Origin of the sequence: Paenibacillus polymyxa, from assembly GCF_018614975.1 — a bacterium.
GTDB classification, from domain to species: Bacteria; Bacillota; Bacilli; order Paenibacillales; family Paenibacillaceae; genus Paenibacillus; species Paenibacillus polymyxa_E.
Map to the genome: position 1 here is coordinate 1 of NZ_JAGGNR010000052.1, position 16,468 is coordinate 16,468.

General features: G+C 46.1%; 20 protein-coding genes and 1 rRNA gene. 2 read left to right on the forward strand and 19 right to left on the reverse strand.

Annotated features, from left to right (window positions below; translation table 11 throughout):
* Together J7E78_RS27155 and J7E78_RS27160 are read right to left on the reverse strand one after the other, a co-directional pair.
* Nucleotides 1–228 (reverse strand): 16S ribosomal RNA (locus tag J7E78_RS27155); the annotation flags it as partial.
* Between the two features lie 459 nt (nt 229–687).
* Nucleotides 688–1,566: a nucleotidyltransferase-like protein gene (locus tag J7E78_RS27160; RefSeq protein WP_311518125.1), complete on the reverse strand. Its 879-nt coding sequence runs from the start codon at nt 1,564–1,566 to the stop codon at nt 688–690.
* 121 nt (nt 1,567–1,687) lie between these two features.
* Between J7E78_RS27160 and J7E78_RS27165 the strand changes: the two genes are divergently transcribed.
* Nucleotides 1,688–2,068, forward strand: a complete 381-nt coding sequence (locus J7E78_RS27165; RefSeq protein WP_215079731.1) for a DUF2614 family zinc ribbon-containing protein — start codon at nt 1,688–1,690, stop codon at nt 2,066–2,068.
* Nucleotides 2,069–2,329: 261 nt separating this feature from the next.
* Here J7E78_RS27165 and J7E78_RS27170 read toward each other — a convergent pair whose 3' ends face one another.
* The 17 genes from J7E78_RS27170 to uptA all read right to left on the reverse strand — a co-directional run bounded on the left by J7E78_RS27170 (nt 2,330) and on the right by uptA (nt 15,924).
* Nucleotides 2,330–4,060 carry a glycosyl hydrolase family 18 protein gene (locus J7E78_RS27170; protein ID WP_215079733.1) on the reverse strand — a complete coding sequence of 577 codons (1,731 nt, stop codon included), beginning with the start codon at nt 4,058–4,060 and terminating at the stop codon, nt 2,330–2,332.
* Between the two features lie 140 nt (nt 4,061–4,200).
* Entirely contained in the window at nt 4,201–4,623 is a 423-nt protein-coding gene (gene perR, locus J7E78_RS27175; RefSeq protein WP_026081471.1) for a peroxide-responsive transcriptional repressor PerR, read from the reverse strand.
* Nucleotides 4,624–4,790: 167 nt separating this feature from the next.
* Complete coding sequence (locus J7E78_RS27180) at nt 4,791–6,200, reverse strand: DUF4097 family beta strand repeat-containing protein (RefSeq protein WP_215079735.1); 1,410 nt, start codon at nt 6,198–6,200, stop codon at nt 4,791–4,793.
* 26 nt (nt 6,201–6,226) lie between these two features.
* Nucleotides 6,227–6,820 carry a hypothetical protein gene (locus tag J7E78_RS27185; RefSeq protein ID WP_215079737.1) on the reverse strand — a complete coding sequence of 198 codons (594 nt, stop codon included), beginning with the start codon at nt 6,818–6,820 and terminating at the stop codon, nt 6,227–6,229.
* 146 nt (nt 6,821–6,966) lie between these two features.
* Nucleotides 6,967–7,677 (reverse strand): MgtC/SapB family protein, encoded by a 711-nt coding sequence (locus tag J7E78_RS27190; protein WP_215079740.1) that lies wholly within the window; start codon nt 7,675–7,677, stop codon nt 6,967–6,969.
* A 33-nt stretch (nt 7,678–7,710) separates the two neighbouring features.
* Nucleotides 7,711–8,172 carry a GNAT family N-acetyltransferase gene (locus tag J7E78_RS27195; RefSeq protein ID WP_215079742.1) on the reverse strand — a complete coding sequence of 154 codons (462 nt, stop codon included), beginning with the start codon at nt 8,170–8,172 and terminating at the stop codon, nt 7,711–7,713.
* Nucleotides 8,173–8,267: 95 nt separating this feature from the next.
* A complete protein-coding gene (gene gatB, locus J7E78_RS27200; protein ID WP_215079744.1) occupies nt 8,268–9,707 on the reverse strand; it encodes an Asp-tRNA(Asn)/Glu-tRNA(Gln) amidotransferase subunit GatB in 1,440 nt (479 codons plus the stop codon).
* Nucleotides 9,708–9,733: 26 nt separating this feature from the next.
* Complete coding sequence (gene gatA, locus J7E78_RS27205) at nt 9,734–11,191, reverse strand: Asp-tRNA(Asn)/Glu-tRNA(Gln) amidotransferase subunit GatA (protein WP_215079746.1); 1,458 nt, start codon at nt 11,189–11,191, stop codon at nt 9,734–9,736.
* Between the two features lie 27 nt (nt 11,192–11,218).
* Complete coding sequence (gene gatC, locus J7E78_RS27210; RefSeq protein WP_215079748.1) at nt 11,219–11,506, reverse strand: Asp-tRNA(Asn)/Glu-tRNA(Gln) amidotransferase subunit GatC; 288 nt, start codon at nt 11,504–11,506, stop codon at nt 11,219–11,221.
* Between the two features lie 205 nt (nt 11,507–11,711).
* On the reverse strand, nt 11,712–12,095 hold the full coding sequence (locus tag J7E78_RS27215) for an ATPase (protein ID WP_215079750.1): 384 nt from the start codon (nt 12,093–12,095) through the stop codon (nt 11,712–11,714).
* A 218-nt stretch (nt 12,096–12,313) separates the two neighbouring features.
* A complete protein-coding gene (locus J7E78_RS27220) occupies nt 12,314–12,547 on the reverse strand; it encodes a sigmaY antisigma factor component (RefSeq protein ID WP_215079753.1) in 234 nt (77 codons plus the stop codon).
* Entirely contained in the window at nt 12,540–12,875 is a 336-nt protein-coding gene (locus J7E78_RS27225) for a YxlC family protein (RefSeq protein ID WP_215079755.1), read from the reverse strand. The genes J7E78_RS27220 and J7E78_RS27225 overlap by 8 nt, the downstream gene beginning before the upstream one ends.
* 2 nt (nt 12,876–12,877) lie before the next feature.
* Nucleotides 12,878–13,408 (reverse strand): RNA polymerase sigma factor SigY, encoded by a 531-nt coding sequence (gene sigY, locus J7E78_RS27230; protein WP_215079758.1) that lies wholly within the window; start codon nt 13,406–13,408, stop codon nt 12,878–12,880.
* Between the two features lie 103 nt (nt 13,409–13,511).
* Nucleotides 13,512–13,757: a hypothetical protein gene (locus J7E78_RS27235; RefSeq protein ID WP_215079760.1), complete on the reverse strand. Its 246-nt coding sequence runs from the start codon at nt 13,755–13,757 to the stop codon at nt 13,512–13,514.
* 341 nt (nt 13,758–14,098) lie between these two features.
* Nucleotides 14,099–14,731: an MBL fold metallo-hydrolase gene (locus tag J7E78_RS27240; protein ID WP_215079762.1), complete on the reverse strand. Its 633-nt coding sequence runs from the start codon at nt 14,729–14,731 to the stop codon at nt 14,099–14,101.
* Between the two features lie 6 nt (nt 14,732–14,737).
* On the reverse strand, nt 14,738–15,307 hold the full coding sequence (locus J7E78_RS27245) for a thioredoxin family protein (protein WP_215079763.1): 570 nt from the start codon (nt 15,305–15,307) through the stop codon (nt 14,738–14,740).
* A gap of 2 nt (nt 15,308–15,309) precedes the next feature.
* Nucleotides 15,310–15,924, reverse strand: coding sequence for an undecaprenyl phosphate transporter UptA (gene uptA, locus J7E78_RS27250; protein ID WP_215079765.1), 615 nt, complete (start codon nt 15,922–15,924; stop codon nt 15,310–15,312).
* 160 nt (nt 15,925–16,084) lie between these two features.
* Between uptA and J7E78_RS27255 the strand changes: the two genes are divergently transcribed.
* Nucleotides 16,085–16,432: a dehydrogenase gene (locus J7E78_RS27255; RefSeq protein ID WP_133387141.1), complete on the forward strand. Its 348-nt coding sequence runs from the start codon at nt 16,085–16,087 to the stop codon at nt 16,430–16,432.
* Nucleotides 16,433–16,468 lie beyond the last annotated feature (36 nt).

Sequence of the window (16,468 nt, forward strand, 5' to 3'; positions counted from 1 at the left end):
ACAGATTGCTCCGCCTTGCCAGTTTCCTTCGGGCGAAGAAACCAATTATTCCGTATTAGCTACCGGTTCCGGTGCTTGTCCCAACCTTGAGGGCAGGTTGCGTATGTGTTACTCACCCGTCCGCCGCTAACTATCCGAGAAGCAAGCTTCTCGGATAGTCCGCTCGACTTGCATGTATTAGGCATGCCGCCAGCGTTCGTCCTGAGCCAGGATCAAACTCTCCAATAAAGTATTGAAAAGAGCGATAAGCTCATTTTGAATCTGACGAGATTAAAAATCTCAATTGTGCTCCAGCCGATTCAAGCCAAGGCTTGTTTCAAACTTTCGCGTTCATTCTGCAAACAGAATGTTCACTCACTCGTTGTTCAGTTTTCAAAGATCAAAAACGATTTGTTTTACTTCTTTTTTCGTCTCAGCCAAGTTTCGGCGGCGACTTAAATAATGTAACACATTTCATTCGTTTTCGTCAAGAACTTTTTTTGATTTCTTTTTTTGAAGCTTTAGTTCTTTATTTTTCCTCTGAGGAATTTATCGTTTGTTGGCGATAATCTCGTTTGAGGAACGAAATATAATGTATCATATATCGTGAATGAGAGTCAACATCTTTTTATAAATTATTAAACAAACAAAAAAGGAAGGTTTCCCCTCCCTTATGTGATCAATATAGCGTCAGGCTTCGAGAGAAGGTTATGCCTCAATCCAATACCGAATTTCCCTACCCTCTCCTCCGATCGATGGCCATCCTGCCGACTCTTTTACTATAGAACGGAAGACCAGCTTACGTATAACCAAAGGCAGATCTTCTCGAACAAATCTTAACTGGGGATGATGAACAAGTTCATTCATGCTCCACGGCTCCTTGCGACTTCTTAACACACGCAGCAGCAGTTCTGAGCATTCACTCATTTTGGACATTACCGAAAACTCACAGGCAAGCAGGACAAGCTCTACTCGCTGCTCCAGCGTCTCCGAGCTTACGGTAAGCTCTTGATATAGTTTCCATAAAGCGCGATCCAGATTCTGCACATGTGTCCAGACGGCATGATCCGGGTATATCCCCTGTTCAATCAATACAATTCTTGCCCAGTTCCCCAGTGCCTCTAATACATTGTAGTAGGCGTCTACAACATGACCTTCCTGGATATGACGTTTGGCCTCCACATACATTCTCAAGAAACTGGTGAATTCATGAAGCAGCTTCTGCTCACGCAATTCTGCCCCAAAGCTAGACAGTTCTTCTCGCAAATCACTTAAGGCGCTGTCCGCTTCCCAGATAATCTCACCTTCAATCAGACACTGGGTGAGATTATTATGATTCCCGGTAACTACACTACTCTTTAGTTCATGACGGCTCGCATAGATCATCTGATAACGAAGATCACCATATCTGTAATGTCCCACCGCCGGCTTCAATTGATCATCATTATGAACAACAAGTACTAATAATTCGAAATCTTGAATTAGGGAGCCGTGGAATCGTTCTCCCGGGTGGGAATAAGCGATAGCCCCAACTACCCCTGTCTCTTCCGACTGTTCGGACAAAAAAGCAAGGTTCTTTAATTCCACGATTCCCTCCATACATTTCATGGCAGATAAGCGCCAAGTCAGTTATAATGTAATTCTACATCCAGACTGAAGTTTCCTTCTTTTCCAGGTCCAATACTACTCATACGATAGGAGCATTTTTATGATTTTTAAATCAGCAAAAATTAATGCTTTTCGCACTTGGGGATTACTACTGACCATGCTAGGTATGGGCCTAATGATACTGGGAACAGCCGGGATTGTTTTCTGGGGACATGCAGGGAAGGTATTCGCAGCTGTAGGGCTCGTCATCGGACTGATTGCCATGATGGCCAGTCTAGGAATTTATTTCTGGGCGGGTATGCTCTCCACCAGTGCAGTACAAGTCGACTGTCCGGAATGCGGGAAGTTAACCAAAATGCTGGGCAAAACGGATCGTTGTATGTTCTGTCATACCATCCTCACCCTGGACCCTAATAAGGCCAATATGACCAGTCAACAACTGAAAGCGTCTTCTACACAAGTCCCCCCCACCGATGGTTAGCACAAAATGATCTCCAACGCTAAATGTTTTGCCTTAATTTCATTGAAGAAAAAAAAAAGGCCCGGTATGTTTACCGGACCTTTTTGGACTTGGATTGTAAGTAAGCCCTTGATGCTGTTATCAATAGCTAAGATATGAAATTATGTTATAAGTTCTACGACCAATAAAACGGTAGACGGCACGTATGATGGTACCCAAGGAGAAACTTTGAAGTTAGTGAAAATAAGTTGAGCCATCCGTCGAACACGGAGCATGAGCAAATTATTTCTGGTAACCTGCCTGTTTCAGCACCTCCCATGCAGAGGCATTAGCAAAACTCCGATTCCACGCAGCTACTCCGCCCAGCTTCAGCGAAGCAATCAAATCCACACGCGCCTGAAGGGACACGGCATCTTCGATCCATATTTTCTTGGTAGCTCCGTCTTCCTCATATTCCACATAGTTCTGTCCACTTGCCTGATCCAGTTCAGGTTTGAGTTTCTTCTCTTGGATCAGGTCCACAATGGTATTCATGCCCACCGCTTTGGAAGACACTTTAACCTCACCCTGATCATTCTTCTCTTCCGTCCATATCCGGGTATAGAGCGGAACCGCCATGATCAACTTGTTAGAAGGGACTTCATCCTCTTCAAGTATGCGTCTCATGGAAGCCTCGGTCCAAGGCAGAGACGCTACCGAACCGGCCTTGGGACTGGCCGCCCAATGTTCATCATAAGCCATCACAATAACATAGTCTGCAAAAGAACCTAATGCACGGCGATCCAGAAAGGCAGACCACATCTCACTGTTCGATTTTGGTGTTACATCGATCGATAACATCAACCCATGTATACGTGCCATCGCCTTGATTTCGCGCACAAACTGCGTAATATTCGGCCCGTCATCTGTATACACGTTCTCAAAGTCGATGTTGATACCATCCAGTTGATACGTCTGTGCATACTTCAACATCTGCTCGATAATATGTGTGCGTGTCTCGTAAGAAGCTACAGCTTCTTTTGTAATGTCCGGGTCAAAGCTGTTATCCATGAGTCCCCATACTTCCATACCGGAACGGTGAGCCCAGTTCACATAAGCCTGGTTTCCCTTGCTTTTCACAGTGCCTTGTCCATCCGTAATATGAAACCATGTAGGGCTGACCACATTCACACCAGGCATTTTACCGATAGAGCCCACATCAGGCTGACGATTGTACACGGCTTCCCAAACCAGATTTACCGGTTTATTCTGCCACTTCTTCTCTGCTGCAGTCAGCGTATACCGGGGCAAGTCCACCTTCTTTTTCTCGGTGAGGACAATATAATCATTATCCACATATCCGGCATACCCATTATCGAGTTGAACAAAACTCTGTTTATCACCCGTCTGCCATACACGTACCCGTGCATCCTTTTCCATATCGGCAATGATTGGTGAGGATTCTCCCCCACGTTTATATAACGGCACCGTCTTGTCTGCTTTGGATGACAACGTATCAATCTCTGCATATTGTATCGTGTCTCCTCCACGCATCAGCAGTACAGCACCTGTTACCGAATCTTCCTGTATGGCGATGCCGTACACTTCCTTCAAAGGTTTGAGTGGAATGTATGCTTCTCCATCCTTAACCTCAGGCTTAACTGTCACAGGATAATCTTTGTGATTAAGTTCTGCTTGTGTGCTGTCCTCTTTCATATGAAGAACTCGCTGAGGGGAGGCAATAATGATATCGCCTGACTCTGGTTCATAACGTATACCCGCATCAACTGCCTCTTGCAGCACATTTACAGGCAACTTGAGTTGATCTCCTGTACCCAGAGCGTCTCCATCCATCAGTTGCCCATCTACAAAAATAGGCTGGCTTCTTCCTACCCAATCGGGGTCTTCATGGGTCTGGTTCAACCATACATTTGTTATAAGCCAGTAAGCCCCCCCGGCGATCAGACAAGCCCCGAGAAAACCGGGCCAAAATGAACGTCGCTTCTGACGTGTATATCTGCTTTTTCTACCCAAACGTCTACCTCCGTTAATTATGCTGATCATAAGGATGTGCGCATAAGTTGTTATCAAAATGAGCATTTTGCATAAATGCTAAAAAAAAACGTGAAGAATCCATACTGAATTCTGCACGTTAATATTGTAATTCAACTCTCTTAATCCCTGCAACTTTTGCAAACGCCATATACTTCCAATCGGTGACCGTGTACTTCGAATCCTGTACTAGACTCCGCCTGAAGCTCTACACTTTTAAGTGAAGGATAGCTGAAGTCTTCAATCTTGCCGCATTGATCACAGATAACATGATAATGATCCGTCACATTGGCATCGAAGCGACTTGAATTATCTCCGTATGTCAATTCCCGGACCATGCCAGCTTCCAGAAACATCTTCAAATTATTATATACCGTTGCCACGCTCATACTGGGAAATTGGGGTTCAAGCGCTCGGTAAATTTCATCGGCTGTCGGATGCCCCATGGATTCCATCAGATAGTTCAATATGGCATGACGCTGGGGTGTAATACGGACACCGGTCGTTTTCAGATGCTCCAACGCATGTTGGACACGTGTTGCCATAAAACCCACCGCCTTACCTTTCATTCTCTGGTGAAGAGTAAGTTACTGTCTCCTCGCACAGAGTTGATTCCCGGCCATTAAAAACGACAATCCATCTTTCATGCCGTGTAATCTTGCCAGTGTACATTTATTGTACGGCGATTACAAGTTTATTGTCAACGCGGCAGTCAGGGAACCTCTGTAGAATCCTCCTGGGAATTTGGTCCGTCCTCGGTAGTCTGTTCCAGGTTCTCAGCCGTATCTTCAGAATCAGGTGCAACTGTTTCAGGCGTAGACACAGCCGGGTTCCGCTGAATGGTAAGATCGCTGTTGCCTTCTATTTTAACCCTGTACTCACCCTCACCGAGCTGGCCCTCTATGGTTTTATTCTGTACTTTGAAAGGCAGATCCGTATTTAGATCTCCATAACTGCTGGAACCCGCAAGACTGTAGTCTCCACGATCAGGAAGTAATACGTTAATGGCCCCCACACCACTGTACACATCCCAGTCCCCTCCGACTTTGGTAGATACGATGTTAATACTGCCATTAAGCGATTGAGCCTTGATTCCCAGATTGGCTCCATCCAGCGTAATATTGCCGTTGCGTGTCTCTGCGGTGAATTCACCAACAGAGTCTGCGATACTGATACTTCCCACTTGTGTAGTAAGATCTACATCGCCGGAAATGCCGCGAGCCTTTATGTCGCCACGGTTACTGTCCAGATCCACATTACCAATGGCATTGGCTACAATGACATCCCCGTTCAATGTTTTCCCTGAGATATCTCCAACAGCATTGGTAATCCGGATACGTCCGTTACCCGTTTCGGCCAATATGGTACTAATGGCTTCCGGACGGTTTAATAATATGGCTCCATTAGAAGTTCGAATATCCAGATTAAAACGACGATCATCCGGGATCGTAATGGTAAGATTCATACGTGGCTGCGTTTTTTCATTGTCTCCATACGTCTTGCCTGTAGCCTTGATATAAATTACTTTTGTACCATCGGTCTCTACAAAAGAGGCTGCTGCAACGGCCTTTGCCTGTACTTCCGTCGTCTGATCTACCCAGATCACCGTCCGTACTTCAATCTCATCCGTATCTCCGCGTTGTACCGAGATATCGCCGTTGACACCTTCGACCACAAGATCCGATGTATCCATGCGAACAGGTACACGAATCGTGCCCTTATCCTCCATATACCCTGCCGCTTGACTGTAGTCCATGGATGCCGCTCCGAGATTTAAACTCACTCTATTCCATAAGTGCATGTAGTGATCCTGCTCGGTGACGATAAATACGGAAGCCGCCAAAATCAGTGAGGTTAGAATGCCCTTGGCATCGGGTCTGAAACGCACTTTAATTTGCTCATCAGGATTGCTCGGATTATCCGATTGCACCTTGTTTCTTCTGCGTGTCCACAGAAACAGCACAATATATTCAACACCTAAAACAACGAGCAAAAATGGCCACCAGTCCACCATCTCATATACATAGTCAGTTCCCCACCGTTTATCCAAAATCAACAGCACACCGACCGCTATGATTAAGGCGGCAGCCGTATAGCGGCCAACCCGGACTTTACGGTTCATCACATTCCCTCCTTGTGTCGTTTCCACTACATTTTTTTCTTGTTCAACATAACCCAGAACTCACGACCAAACAGAAGCAAACCGCCTACGATCATGAGAACCGCAAATGAATATCCGCCGTACATGGCGAGAATCTCTTGAAACCAACGTGGTTTGCGGAAAAACAGCACCATCAAAGACCCTCCCACAATCAGAAGTAATCCAAACGATATGCCTCTCTCCCAGACCATCATTGCATCTCGTGTAGAACGTTCATTGGATATCGGCTTGTCCGAGGTTGCCTGGGTTAGTGCTCTACGTCTGCGCATCATGACCCAATCCGCAGATTGCAACACATCATATACATTGTAAAAGTAAATAACCGGGATACACAAAGCCAGCAGGATGAGCAATGGCACATTGATCTGTATACCAATAGATGAGAAGTACAACACTGATGACAGATCAAGCAAAACAAGCAGCATAAAGGTCAAACCTCTCATGTACAATCTTAGATAAATATGACCAAGCCCAGGAATAATGGCACTCAGTAATCCCGCAATAAACTTGTGAGACCGATTTCTGACCGGTTTGGTCTGAACTGTACGGGTCTTTTTTTTCAATTGACGTCTAAGTTTCATAACATACTCCTCTCTTCTGATCTGACCTTCCGCTCTTCATGCATTTGGTTAGATAGTACCCTAAAGAGCAAGGAGAGTAACTGGAAGAAATATGGATATGACCAAAAACCCTCCGGCACTGCTCGCCTGGGGAGGGTTGTAATTCCTTATTCGATCGATACTTTGGTCACGTGTTCCCACTGTCTTAACTTAGATACCAGGCCTACTGTTTGGAAATCATGCGGTACCTGGACATGCAGCACAATCTCAATTTTGCGTTCAACCGATATCATCTCTGCATATGCAAAATCTTGTTCATTCACGGTAATTTTACGAATGTTGATCTTCTCCTGCTCCATACATGAAGACAGTTGTTCCAGAAAACCAGGTTCTGACAAAGTATGAAGTGTAACGACATGCATTTTGTTCCCTCGTAAATACCTCAGCTCTAGTTTGTTAAATACCCAGAGATTAAGCAATACCAGGACGGTGGATACGATAGATGCAAAAAAGAATCCCGCACCTGCTGCGAGCCCAATGGCTGCAACAACCCAGATTGAAGCTGCCGTAGTCAGTCCGGTGATGGATTTTCCCGTGAAGAGAATTGTCCCTGCTCCCAGGAATCCCACACCAGTAATGACAGCTGTAGCCAAACGAGCTGGATCGATCCTTACATTTAATTCATTAGCAAAATCTTTAAATCCATAAACAGACAACATCATAATCAGTGCAGAGCCCAGACACACCAAAATATGGGTACGCAAACCAGCAGCATGATTGGACCGTTCCCGCTCCAGGCCTACGAGCCCTCCAAGCAGCATAGCCAGTAATAATCGTAATAAAATGTGCCACTCATCAATGAACCAGGGATTGCCCAAAGTCGGTATTCCTCCTCCAAGTTGTTAACGTTATTAAAGTTTATTCTTATGAAAAGTCATTAATTCCACTCCAGGTGCAATCTGTGTGACCTCCACGGGGTTAAAACCAAATTTGGTGTACAGATTCACAGCGGGTTGATTCACCGTTCCTGTGGAGACGATATAACGTGGAACATCCGCATGCTGTTCCAACACATACGCCATCAAAGATGCGGCAATTCCCTTGCGAAAGTGATCTGGATGCACCATCATTCGTGTAATGGTCAGTGTGTTCTCCTCTTCCTCCGCTACAGCAACAGCCCCGATAAGCTCTCCGTCATCATGGACACCATAAAAACGCTCTCCGCATTCCCGGAGTGTCTCCATCGTATCCATCAAAGGAGGTATCTCCTGAAATCCGATGATTTCAGCTTCCAACCGATAGGCCACATGTTGAAGTCTCCATAACTGTCCCAACGTTTCCAAATCACTCAGCGACAATGGTTGAATGTTCATATCCGTTCCCCCGTCCGAAATACATTTGTCTCCATAATAACAAAAAGAGGCTGTCACAGGGACGAGCCTCTTTCTGTCCGGCCTCACCGGAAGGATTAGCGGTTCAGTACATCTGCAAGCAGTTGGTTGGCGAGAGCGGGATTCGCTTTGCCCTTACTTTCTTTCATAACCTGACCAACAAGGAAGCCAATGGCTTTCTGTTTACCCGCTTTGTAATCTTCCACGGATTGCGGGTTGTTCGCCACAACCTGCTCAACGATAGCAAGAATGGCACCTTCATCACTAATCTGCACAAGACCTTTTTCTTCAACGATCTGCTGTGGAAGCTTGCCACTCTCGAGCATTTCCTTGAATACCGTTTTGGCGATTTTGCTGTTAATAGTGCCCTTCTCAAGCAAGCCAATCATCTCACCCAAGCCTTGACCTGTTAGTGGTACCTGAGTCACCTCGAGATTGCTCGTATTCAGGTAACCAAGCAAGTCGCCCATAATCCAGTTAGACACTGCTTTGGCATCCTGGGTGTATTTCAAACTATCTTCAAAAAGATCAGCTATAGCTTTGGAGGTGGTAATAACCTCTGCATCATAGCTAGGCAATCCATAGTCAGCTGTGTAACGCGCTTTACGCTCGTCCGGGAGCTCAGGAATGGAAGCTCTGATCCGCTCCTTCCAGCCTGCATCAATATGCAGCTTCACCAGATCCGGGTCCGGGAAATAACGGTAGTCATGCGCCTGTTCCTTACCACGCATTGACAGTGTTTTCCCTTGAGCTTCGTCCCAACGACGCGTCTCCTGAACCACTTCACCGCCATCATCCAGAATTTCAGCCTGACGATATTGTTCATATTCGAGACCACGCTGAACACCACGGAAAGAGTTCATGTTTTTCAGTTCGGCTCTTGTTCCCAGCTTCTCCTGTCCATGTGGACGCAAACTGATGTTGGCGTCACAACGTAATGAACCTTCTTCCATCTTCACGTCCGACACATCACAGTACTGCATGATCGCACGCAATTTTTCAAGATACGCACGCGCCTCTTCCGGAGAAGAAATCTCAGGTTCAGATACAATCTCCACGAGTGGAGTACCGACACGGTTGAAGTCCACCAAAGACGCGTACCCACCATCAATATGTGTAAGCTTCCCTGCATCTTCCTCCAAGTGAAGACGTGTGATGCCGATTCGTTTCGTTTCACCATTCACTTCGATATCAATCCAGCCGTTCTCACCGATGGGTTGATCGAATTGCGAGATCTGATATGCTTTTGGTGAATCGGGGTAAAAGTAGTTTTTACGGTCAAACTTGCTGACATCAGCAATCGTACAATTCAGTGCCATCGCTGCTTTCATCGCGTAGTCTACAGCTTGACGATTCAGTACAGGCAATACGCCCGGATGCCCGAGGCAGACCGGACAGGTATGCGTATTCGGCGGAGCTCCAAAAGCGGTGGAGCAGCCACAGAAAATTTTGGAGTGCGTGTGCAACTCCACGTGAACCTCAAGTCCAACGACCGTTTCATATTTAGATGCGGACATTTCTATATTCCTCCGTTCCGGGCAGTCTACAGCTGCGGACGCTGCATGTGGAATTCTGTATTTTGTTCAAACGCATGCGCTACACGCAATACGGTCGTTTCATCAAAGGCTTTACCGATAATCTGTAGGCCGACTGGCAACCCTTCCGAGAATCCACATGGGATACTAACGGCAGGTACTCCAGCCAGGTTGACAGGAATCGTCAGAATATCGTTCAGATACATTGTAAGTGGATCATCCACCTGTGAACCCAGCTTGAACGCCGTAGTTGGTGCAGTTGGTCCGATAATGACATCATATTTGGCAAATACATTGTCGAAATCCTGTTTAATCAATGTACGTACTTTCTGTGCTTTCAGATAATAGGCATCATAGTAACCCGAGCTAAGGGCATACGTTCCGAGCATGATGCGTCGTTTCACTTCGGGACCGAAGCCTTGACTGCGGGATTGATGATACAGATCCAACAAGTTATCCGGATTGTCTGCACGCACACCATAACGTACACCATCAAATCGAGCCAGGTTTGAAGAAGCTTCTGAAGATGCAAGCAGGTAGTACGTAGCCACCGCATATTCGGTATGCGGAAGCGATACTTCTTCCCATGTTGCCCCGAGTCCTTCGAGAACTTTCAATGCAGCCAGAACGGTTTCTTTCACTTGTGGATCAACGCCTTCACCGATGTATTCCTTCGGAACGGCAATACGAAGTCCTTTAACATCACCTGTCAGTCCGCTCAAATAATCGGGAATCTCCACTTTTGCAGATGTCGAATCTTTGGCATCATAACCAGCAATGGCTTGCAATACATAAGCAGAATCTTCAACATTTTTCGTCAAAGGTCCAATCTGATCCAGGGATGAGGCAAACGCAACCAATCCAAAGCGGGAAACAAGTCCGTACGTTGGCTTCAATCCGACAACACCGCAATACGAAGCAGGCTGTCTGATCGAGCCTCCTGTATCTGATCCAAGCGTGAAGTATGCTTCGCCCGCAGCAACAGCCGCAGCCGATCCACCACTTGAGCCACCCGGAACACGATCAAGTGCCCATGGGTTACGGACAGGGTAGAAACTTGAATTCTCATTGGAGCCGCCCATGGCGAATTCGTCCATGTTGAGTTTACCAATAGTTACGGTGTCCGCAGCTTTCAATTTCTCGACAACCGTAGCATCATACACTGGGTCGAAATTACGAAGAAACTGGCTGCCACATGTCGTGCGCAGTCCGTTCGTAACGATGTTATCCTTAATACCTACAGGCAGACCAAAAAGCAAACCCTTCTCCTCGCCGCTAACCAGACGGTCATCCAGTTGACGTGCACGAGTGCGTGCTTGTTCTTCATCCAGTGCCAAATATGCCTTAACTTTATCATCATGCGCGCCAATGTTCTGATACGCCTGATCCACCAGATCGCTGACCGACAGCTCTTTGGCATGTAGCTTGTTATGTAACTCAGGCAACGATTGTTCAAATAAACTCACAGTTTTTGTCCTCCTTCCGGTTATCCGTTATTCCATGACAGCAGGCACTTTAAACTGCCCGTCTTCTTCTTCCGGTGCATTGCGCATCACCTGTTCAATCGACAGGCTTTCTTTGGTCTCATCTTCACGCATAACATTGCTTACGTGCAGAACGTGAGTGGTGGGCTCGATGTCTTCCGTATCCAGCTCATTCAGCTTTTCTGCATATTTTAAAATCGCGTTCAGCTGACCTGTCAGGGTCTGTTCTTCTTCAGCAGTCAAGTTGAGCCGGGCCAGCTTGGCCACATGCTGAACGTCATGATTTGAAATACTCATTACCGGATGCCTCCTTCATTTGTTCTGATTCCCGAAACGACCTGAAACGAATCGCTCGTTTAACGGGCTAAAGTCTCAAGATAACTTTTTTCATTATAGGTGAGATGGTTCGACAATTCAATGCAAATGACCTGACTGGCTCCTGTGAAGCCAAAAACGAACTACTAAAATAAAAAAGAGCCAGCATCAGCCGACTCTTCACATTTTAAATCCATGCACGCAGATTAACCTGCTTTATAAAATCCGCCTGTGACATAACATCGTTCGCGGTTTCCTCTTCCTCTTCCACAGCTTGAAATTCTCCGTTCATCAGATGATGAAACAGCTTCTCATTGTGTGTCGCAAGGGCGTAATCTATCAACGCTTCTCGCTCGACCCGCTCAGCTTCCTGCTTAAGCAGAATCTCTTCCAGATCGACGTCGCCGGATGGAACAAAAAAGTTCCGGTTTACCTGCGGCACTCGAAGCACGTAATCGAACGCATTGTCCGGATTCCGGTCATAAGCGATGATGAAACCATATTCCCCCACAGGAAGATTCTGCTCAAACGCATCCGCGACGATGACAACCTTCTCTCCTAATCGCAGCATCGTCTAACCTCCTGGTAGTCTATCTTCATACTTATCTGTATAGTCTACTAGAAAAGAATAACGATGTCTAGGAATACTAGAATTAAACAACATATTTGTGCAAAATCTTTTTTCTCTGTATTAGTATGCGTTCAAAAAGATCGGTTCTCAGAAACGAGAAGATGGGATGAAGCTAGAAATGGAGTAGCGGACTTTTTAAACAACCTTTATTAAAACAATCATATTTTCTTATTTTGTGTAACTGACTTGCGTTGTGATCGAATCACGACGAACCAGTATATGATGAGCGGCGTAGGAAATCCGGTGATCCCCCATAATCCCCATAACCAGGGGAAACGTCCACGTCTGCGTGCGTCCTGAAAAATCCATGTGCCCTGAACCAGAAGAAAAACGCCAAGCAATGTAAGCCACAGTGGAGAAATCTCATCCAATGAATAATGCATTTTATTCATGACGAACCTCCTTCCGGCGCCGCCCGGCCCAGATCATAGCCAAAATCACCGCAACAGCTGTACCAAGAGCCTGGATTCCCAGATATAAACCTGGAGCAGATACGAAGAATAATGCCCCAAAGGTAATGGCAAGCAATCCAACCAACCAGAAACATATCATCTCGATCCAATTGGCTCGACGTCTAATCTGTCTCCGTTCCCTGACTTGGGCTTCAAGTGCCCCCAAAGAAGGAATACTTGTCGGCTCAAAAGCATCATCCAGCACTTTCATGTGTTGCTGCAATCGTTCTACAACTTCTTGTTCTTGTGCATCATCTGATCCGCTCATCCTTACTCCAGCTCCTTTCTTAACTGTCGGAGACCATAAGCTGTGCGTGACTTCACCGTTCCCGCAGGAATACCCAGCATTTCCCCGATCTCGTCATACCCGTATCCATAATAATGCTTCAGCAGCACTGCAACACGATGTTCGGGTGTCAGTCTTGTCATCGCATCCATGACATCTGTCCATTCTTCATTCCGAGTCTCAAGCTGCCAGCGGAATCGACGTACAGCCTGATCCCGGATGAGAGCAAGCCAGTTCTGTTCTCTCTTCTTACGTCTTGTCTTATCGATATAGATGCGGGTTGCAATGGTGATCATCCATGATGAAAAGGCAGACGTGCCGTCATATCGATGGATATTTTCCATACAACGAATCATCGTATCCTGCACCGTCTCTTCTGCGAGGTTAGCGTCCATCGTAACTTTGACAAGATACTTATACACAAAAGTGTAGTGACGTTGCAACAACGCTGCGAGTGCGCTATCGTCTCCCGATACCGCTCTGCGTACCTCTTCCTGCTCAGCTGCCTTTATCATGAAAATCACCTGCTTCTCGTTCAATCTGGAGTTAATACGACAGGCTCTGCAAAAACGTTCAATGAAATTAAAAAAAATTAAAACCCGACAATTTCCCGGGCAATCAGACTTGATTCCGGTAATCTTGCAGCTTGTCGAACCACGGTTGGTTGCGGGCTCCGTTTCTTAACACACGGCTTGTCCATATATTTTGCTGAGACTTCATCACTTCACCTGTCACGCTAGGGTTATGTATTAAAGTTCGCTTGGTACTAGTTTCTCTTTTCACACTTTCTAATATGCGACGGTTTTCATTCATAATCGGATACTCGACACGCTGATTCAACGGAATAACTCTCGGTTTCTCCACTTTGATATTCCCCACTCTCTCATGATTTACTAATTCTTAAATTCATCGCTCTAAACAATCTGTACTTGCTGCTAACTTGCTATTGGTCTCAAACTGGCTTGTGATGAAGCGCATCTTGCATCTCTATGTAGCGTAAAAAAGGCTAATTCTGTGATGAAAAGGGGCTGAAAACAAAAAAAAGAACGCAAACCGGGTATAGACCACAGTCTGCGTGCTTCGCGAGGTTGGGTGTTTCTTGGTAATGCTTCAGTTAGATGATGCCTTAACGCTTGTAACAACTAATTGCTATTCTAATGAAAAAGTTGTCACTTGTCCAGACTTTCTTCACATATCATGTCGGATTATCTTGCGGACACGTAAGGATTGTTCTGTTTCTCATAACCAATGGTCGTTTTGGGGCCATGCCCTGGATACACTTTAACTTCATCAGGGAAGGTATACAGCTTGTTCTGAATTGAGTCGATCAGATCTCGCTCACGTCCTCCTGTCAGGTCGGTTCTGCCCACCCCCATGCGGAATAACACATCACCGGCAAACAGGTCGTTATCACAAAGCAAACTTACACTGCCTGGTGAATGTCCAGGTGTATGGAACACTTTGAACGTATGACCAATCAGATTCAGCTTTTGCCCTTCGTCCATGGCATATTCAGCAGGATCTGTCGAAAGCGGTGGTGTCGCCTGCGGCCAATTCAATGATCCATTTAACTTCGGGGTGGTGAGCCAGTCACTCTCCAAATCATGAAGATAGACGGGACATCCCTTCCATTTGCGGATCTCATCTACCCCGCCCATATGATCAAAGTGAGCATGAGTCAAGAGAATGGCTTCGATCTCTAGGTCTTGAATTGCTTTGAGTAGCGGCCCCGGATTCATGCCCGGGTCTATAATGACAGCTTTACCTGGATCATCTCCCTGTAGCAGATATGCATTGGTTTGAAGCGGGCCTAGTGTAAACGTACGAATATTAAGCATATCGGCTTAGTAACCCGAAATCAGTTCACGCAACTCACGGATAATGGCTGCATGTGACTCCGTTCCTTCCCCATAACGTTTACCTATCTCTTGACGCGCTGCAGCCAAATTTTCTTGATAATCTGCTGCTTCACGATCCGGGTTAAGGCGTTTGAATTCAATCATGACTTCCTGTACATGCTGCGGACGAGGTCCCCATTGACCGAGCACATGACCACCTGTATCTGTGAAAATAACGACTGGCACGGAACGGCCACCCATCGTCAGGAACTCATCCATCACTTCCGGATGGTTCTCCATAATCAGAACTTCAGTTGGGATTCCAGAAATTTCAAGCGCCTGGAACACCACCGGAATATTACGGACAACATCCCCACACCAGTCAGCAGCCAGAATTAACACACGCAGATCGTCACGATGGTTCAGACTCTCAAAGAACTCACGATCCTCTTCATTCGACCATGTAAAGCTATCGTAGTTGGCCTGAAATTCATTTTGGTTCTTGGTCATACTCTCGATAAAATCTTTCGGTGGCAGACCTTTACCGAATTTGTGAGACAAGTTGGGTTTACCCATGACTAAACACTTCCTTTCTTTTTGCGAGCATTCATCCATTTAATAAGTACATAAACGATCATAAGGGCGAGAGCGACCAGCAAAATAGGCATAACATATGGCGCCGCTTTCTCATCAATATGCTCCCATTGATCTCCAAGAATCATCCCTAAATATATAAACAATGCAGTCCAAGGTATAACAGCGAGTGTAGTAAGCAAGATGAATTTGCCTGTGTGCATTTTCGTGATGCCAGCCGGGATGGAGATTGCATGTCGTACCACAGGAACAAAACGAGCCGTGAAAATGACACCTGTACCATACTTGCGGAACCACTCTTCAGAATGGTCGATGTGTTTTTTCTGGATGAGTATGTATTTACCGTAGCGTTCAAGTACAGGTCTGCCGCCATAACGGCCAATCCAGTAAATAAATAACTGGGCAATCACACCGCCCACTGTACCGAAAAGCATGGCACCGAAAAAGTTGATATTACCTTGTGAAACAAGAAAACCTCCATACGCCAGCACAATTTCGCTCGGGATAACCTCCAACATTAATCCAAGCATGATTCCAAAGTACCCAAGACTTTGAATCCAATCGAACAATTGGCCAACAAGGTTATGAATAAAGTCCATCTCAACCCTCTTTCTCCATCCTGATTGGCGGTGCCCCTCCGCACCATGGATGTTCGTCCCTATTTTATCACAGGGCTGTGGACGTTGCTACTTCACGAGGTTGGGATAGTGTCCCGTTCGCAGCAGTCCGCATATGGTATGGGGAGAGGAGCGTGAAAAGATGTCACACAAGTCAATACCCGGTTCTCCGCCGGTCAAACATACGCAATCCGGTCAAAATCTTCCTTCCGCTAGAGGAATTCGCCGAGCATGCAGCAAGGAATTGTACCGGACAGCCAAAAGGCTAAAAGTATATGTCTCTCCCGAACGGATGAAGCAGGCGGAAGAATATTATTACGGTAAGGTAATCACAAATCTGCTCTGGATCGGGGAGAATCGCGACAACCGCAAGAAATTATGTGAGTGGTGGAACACGGATGTCAGTGCAGAGATCGCCGCGCTGTGGGAAGTAGATGTTGAACCATTAAAAGATGCATTTCAGCACGCATTTGGCGGGTATCGTCTGTAAAATATGGCAGCCATGAAATAGGTAGACGGAGAAAGC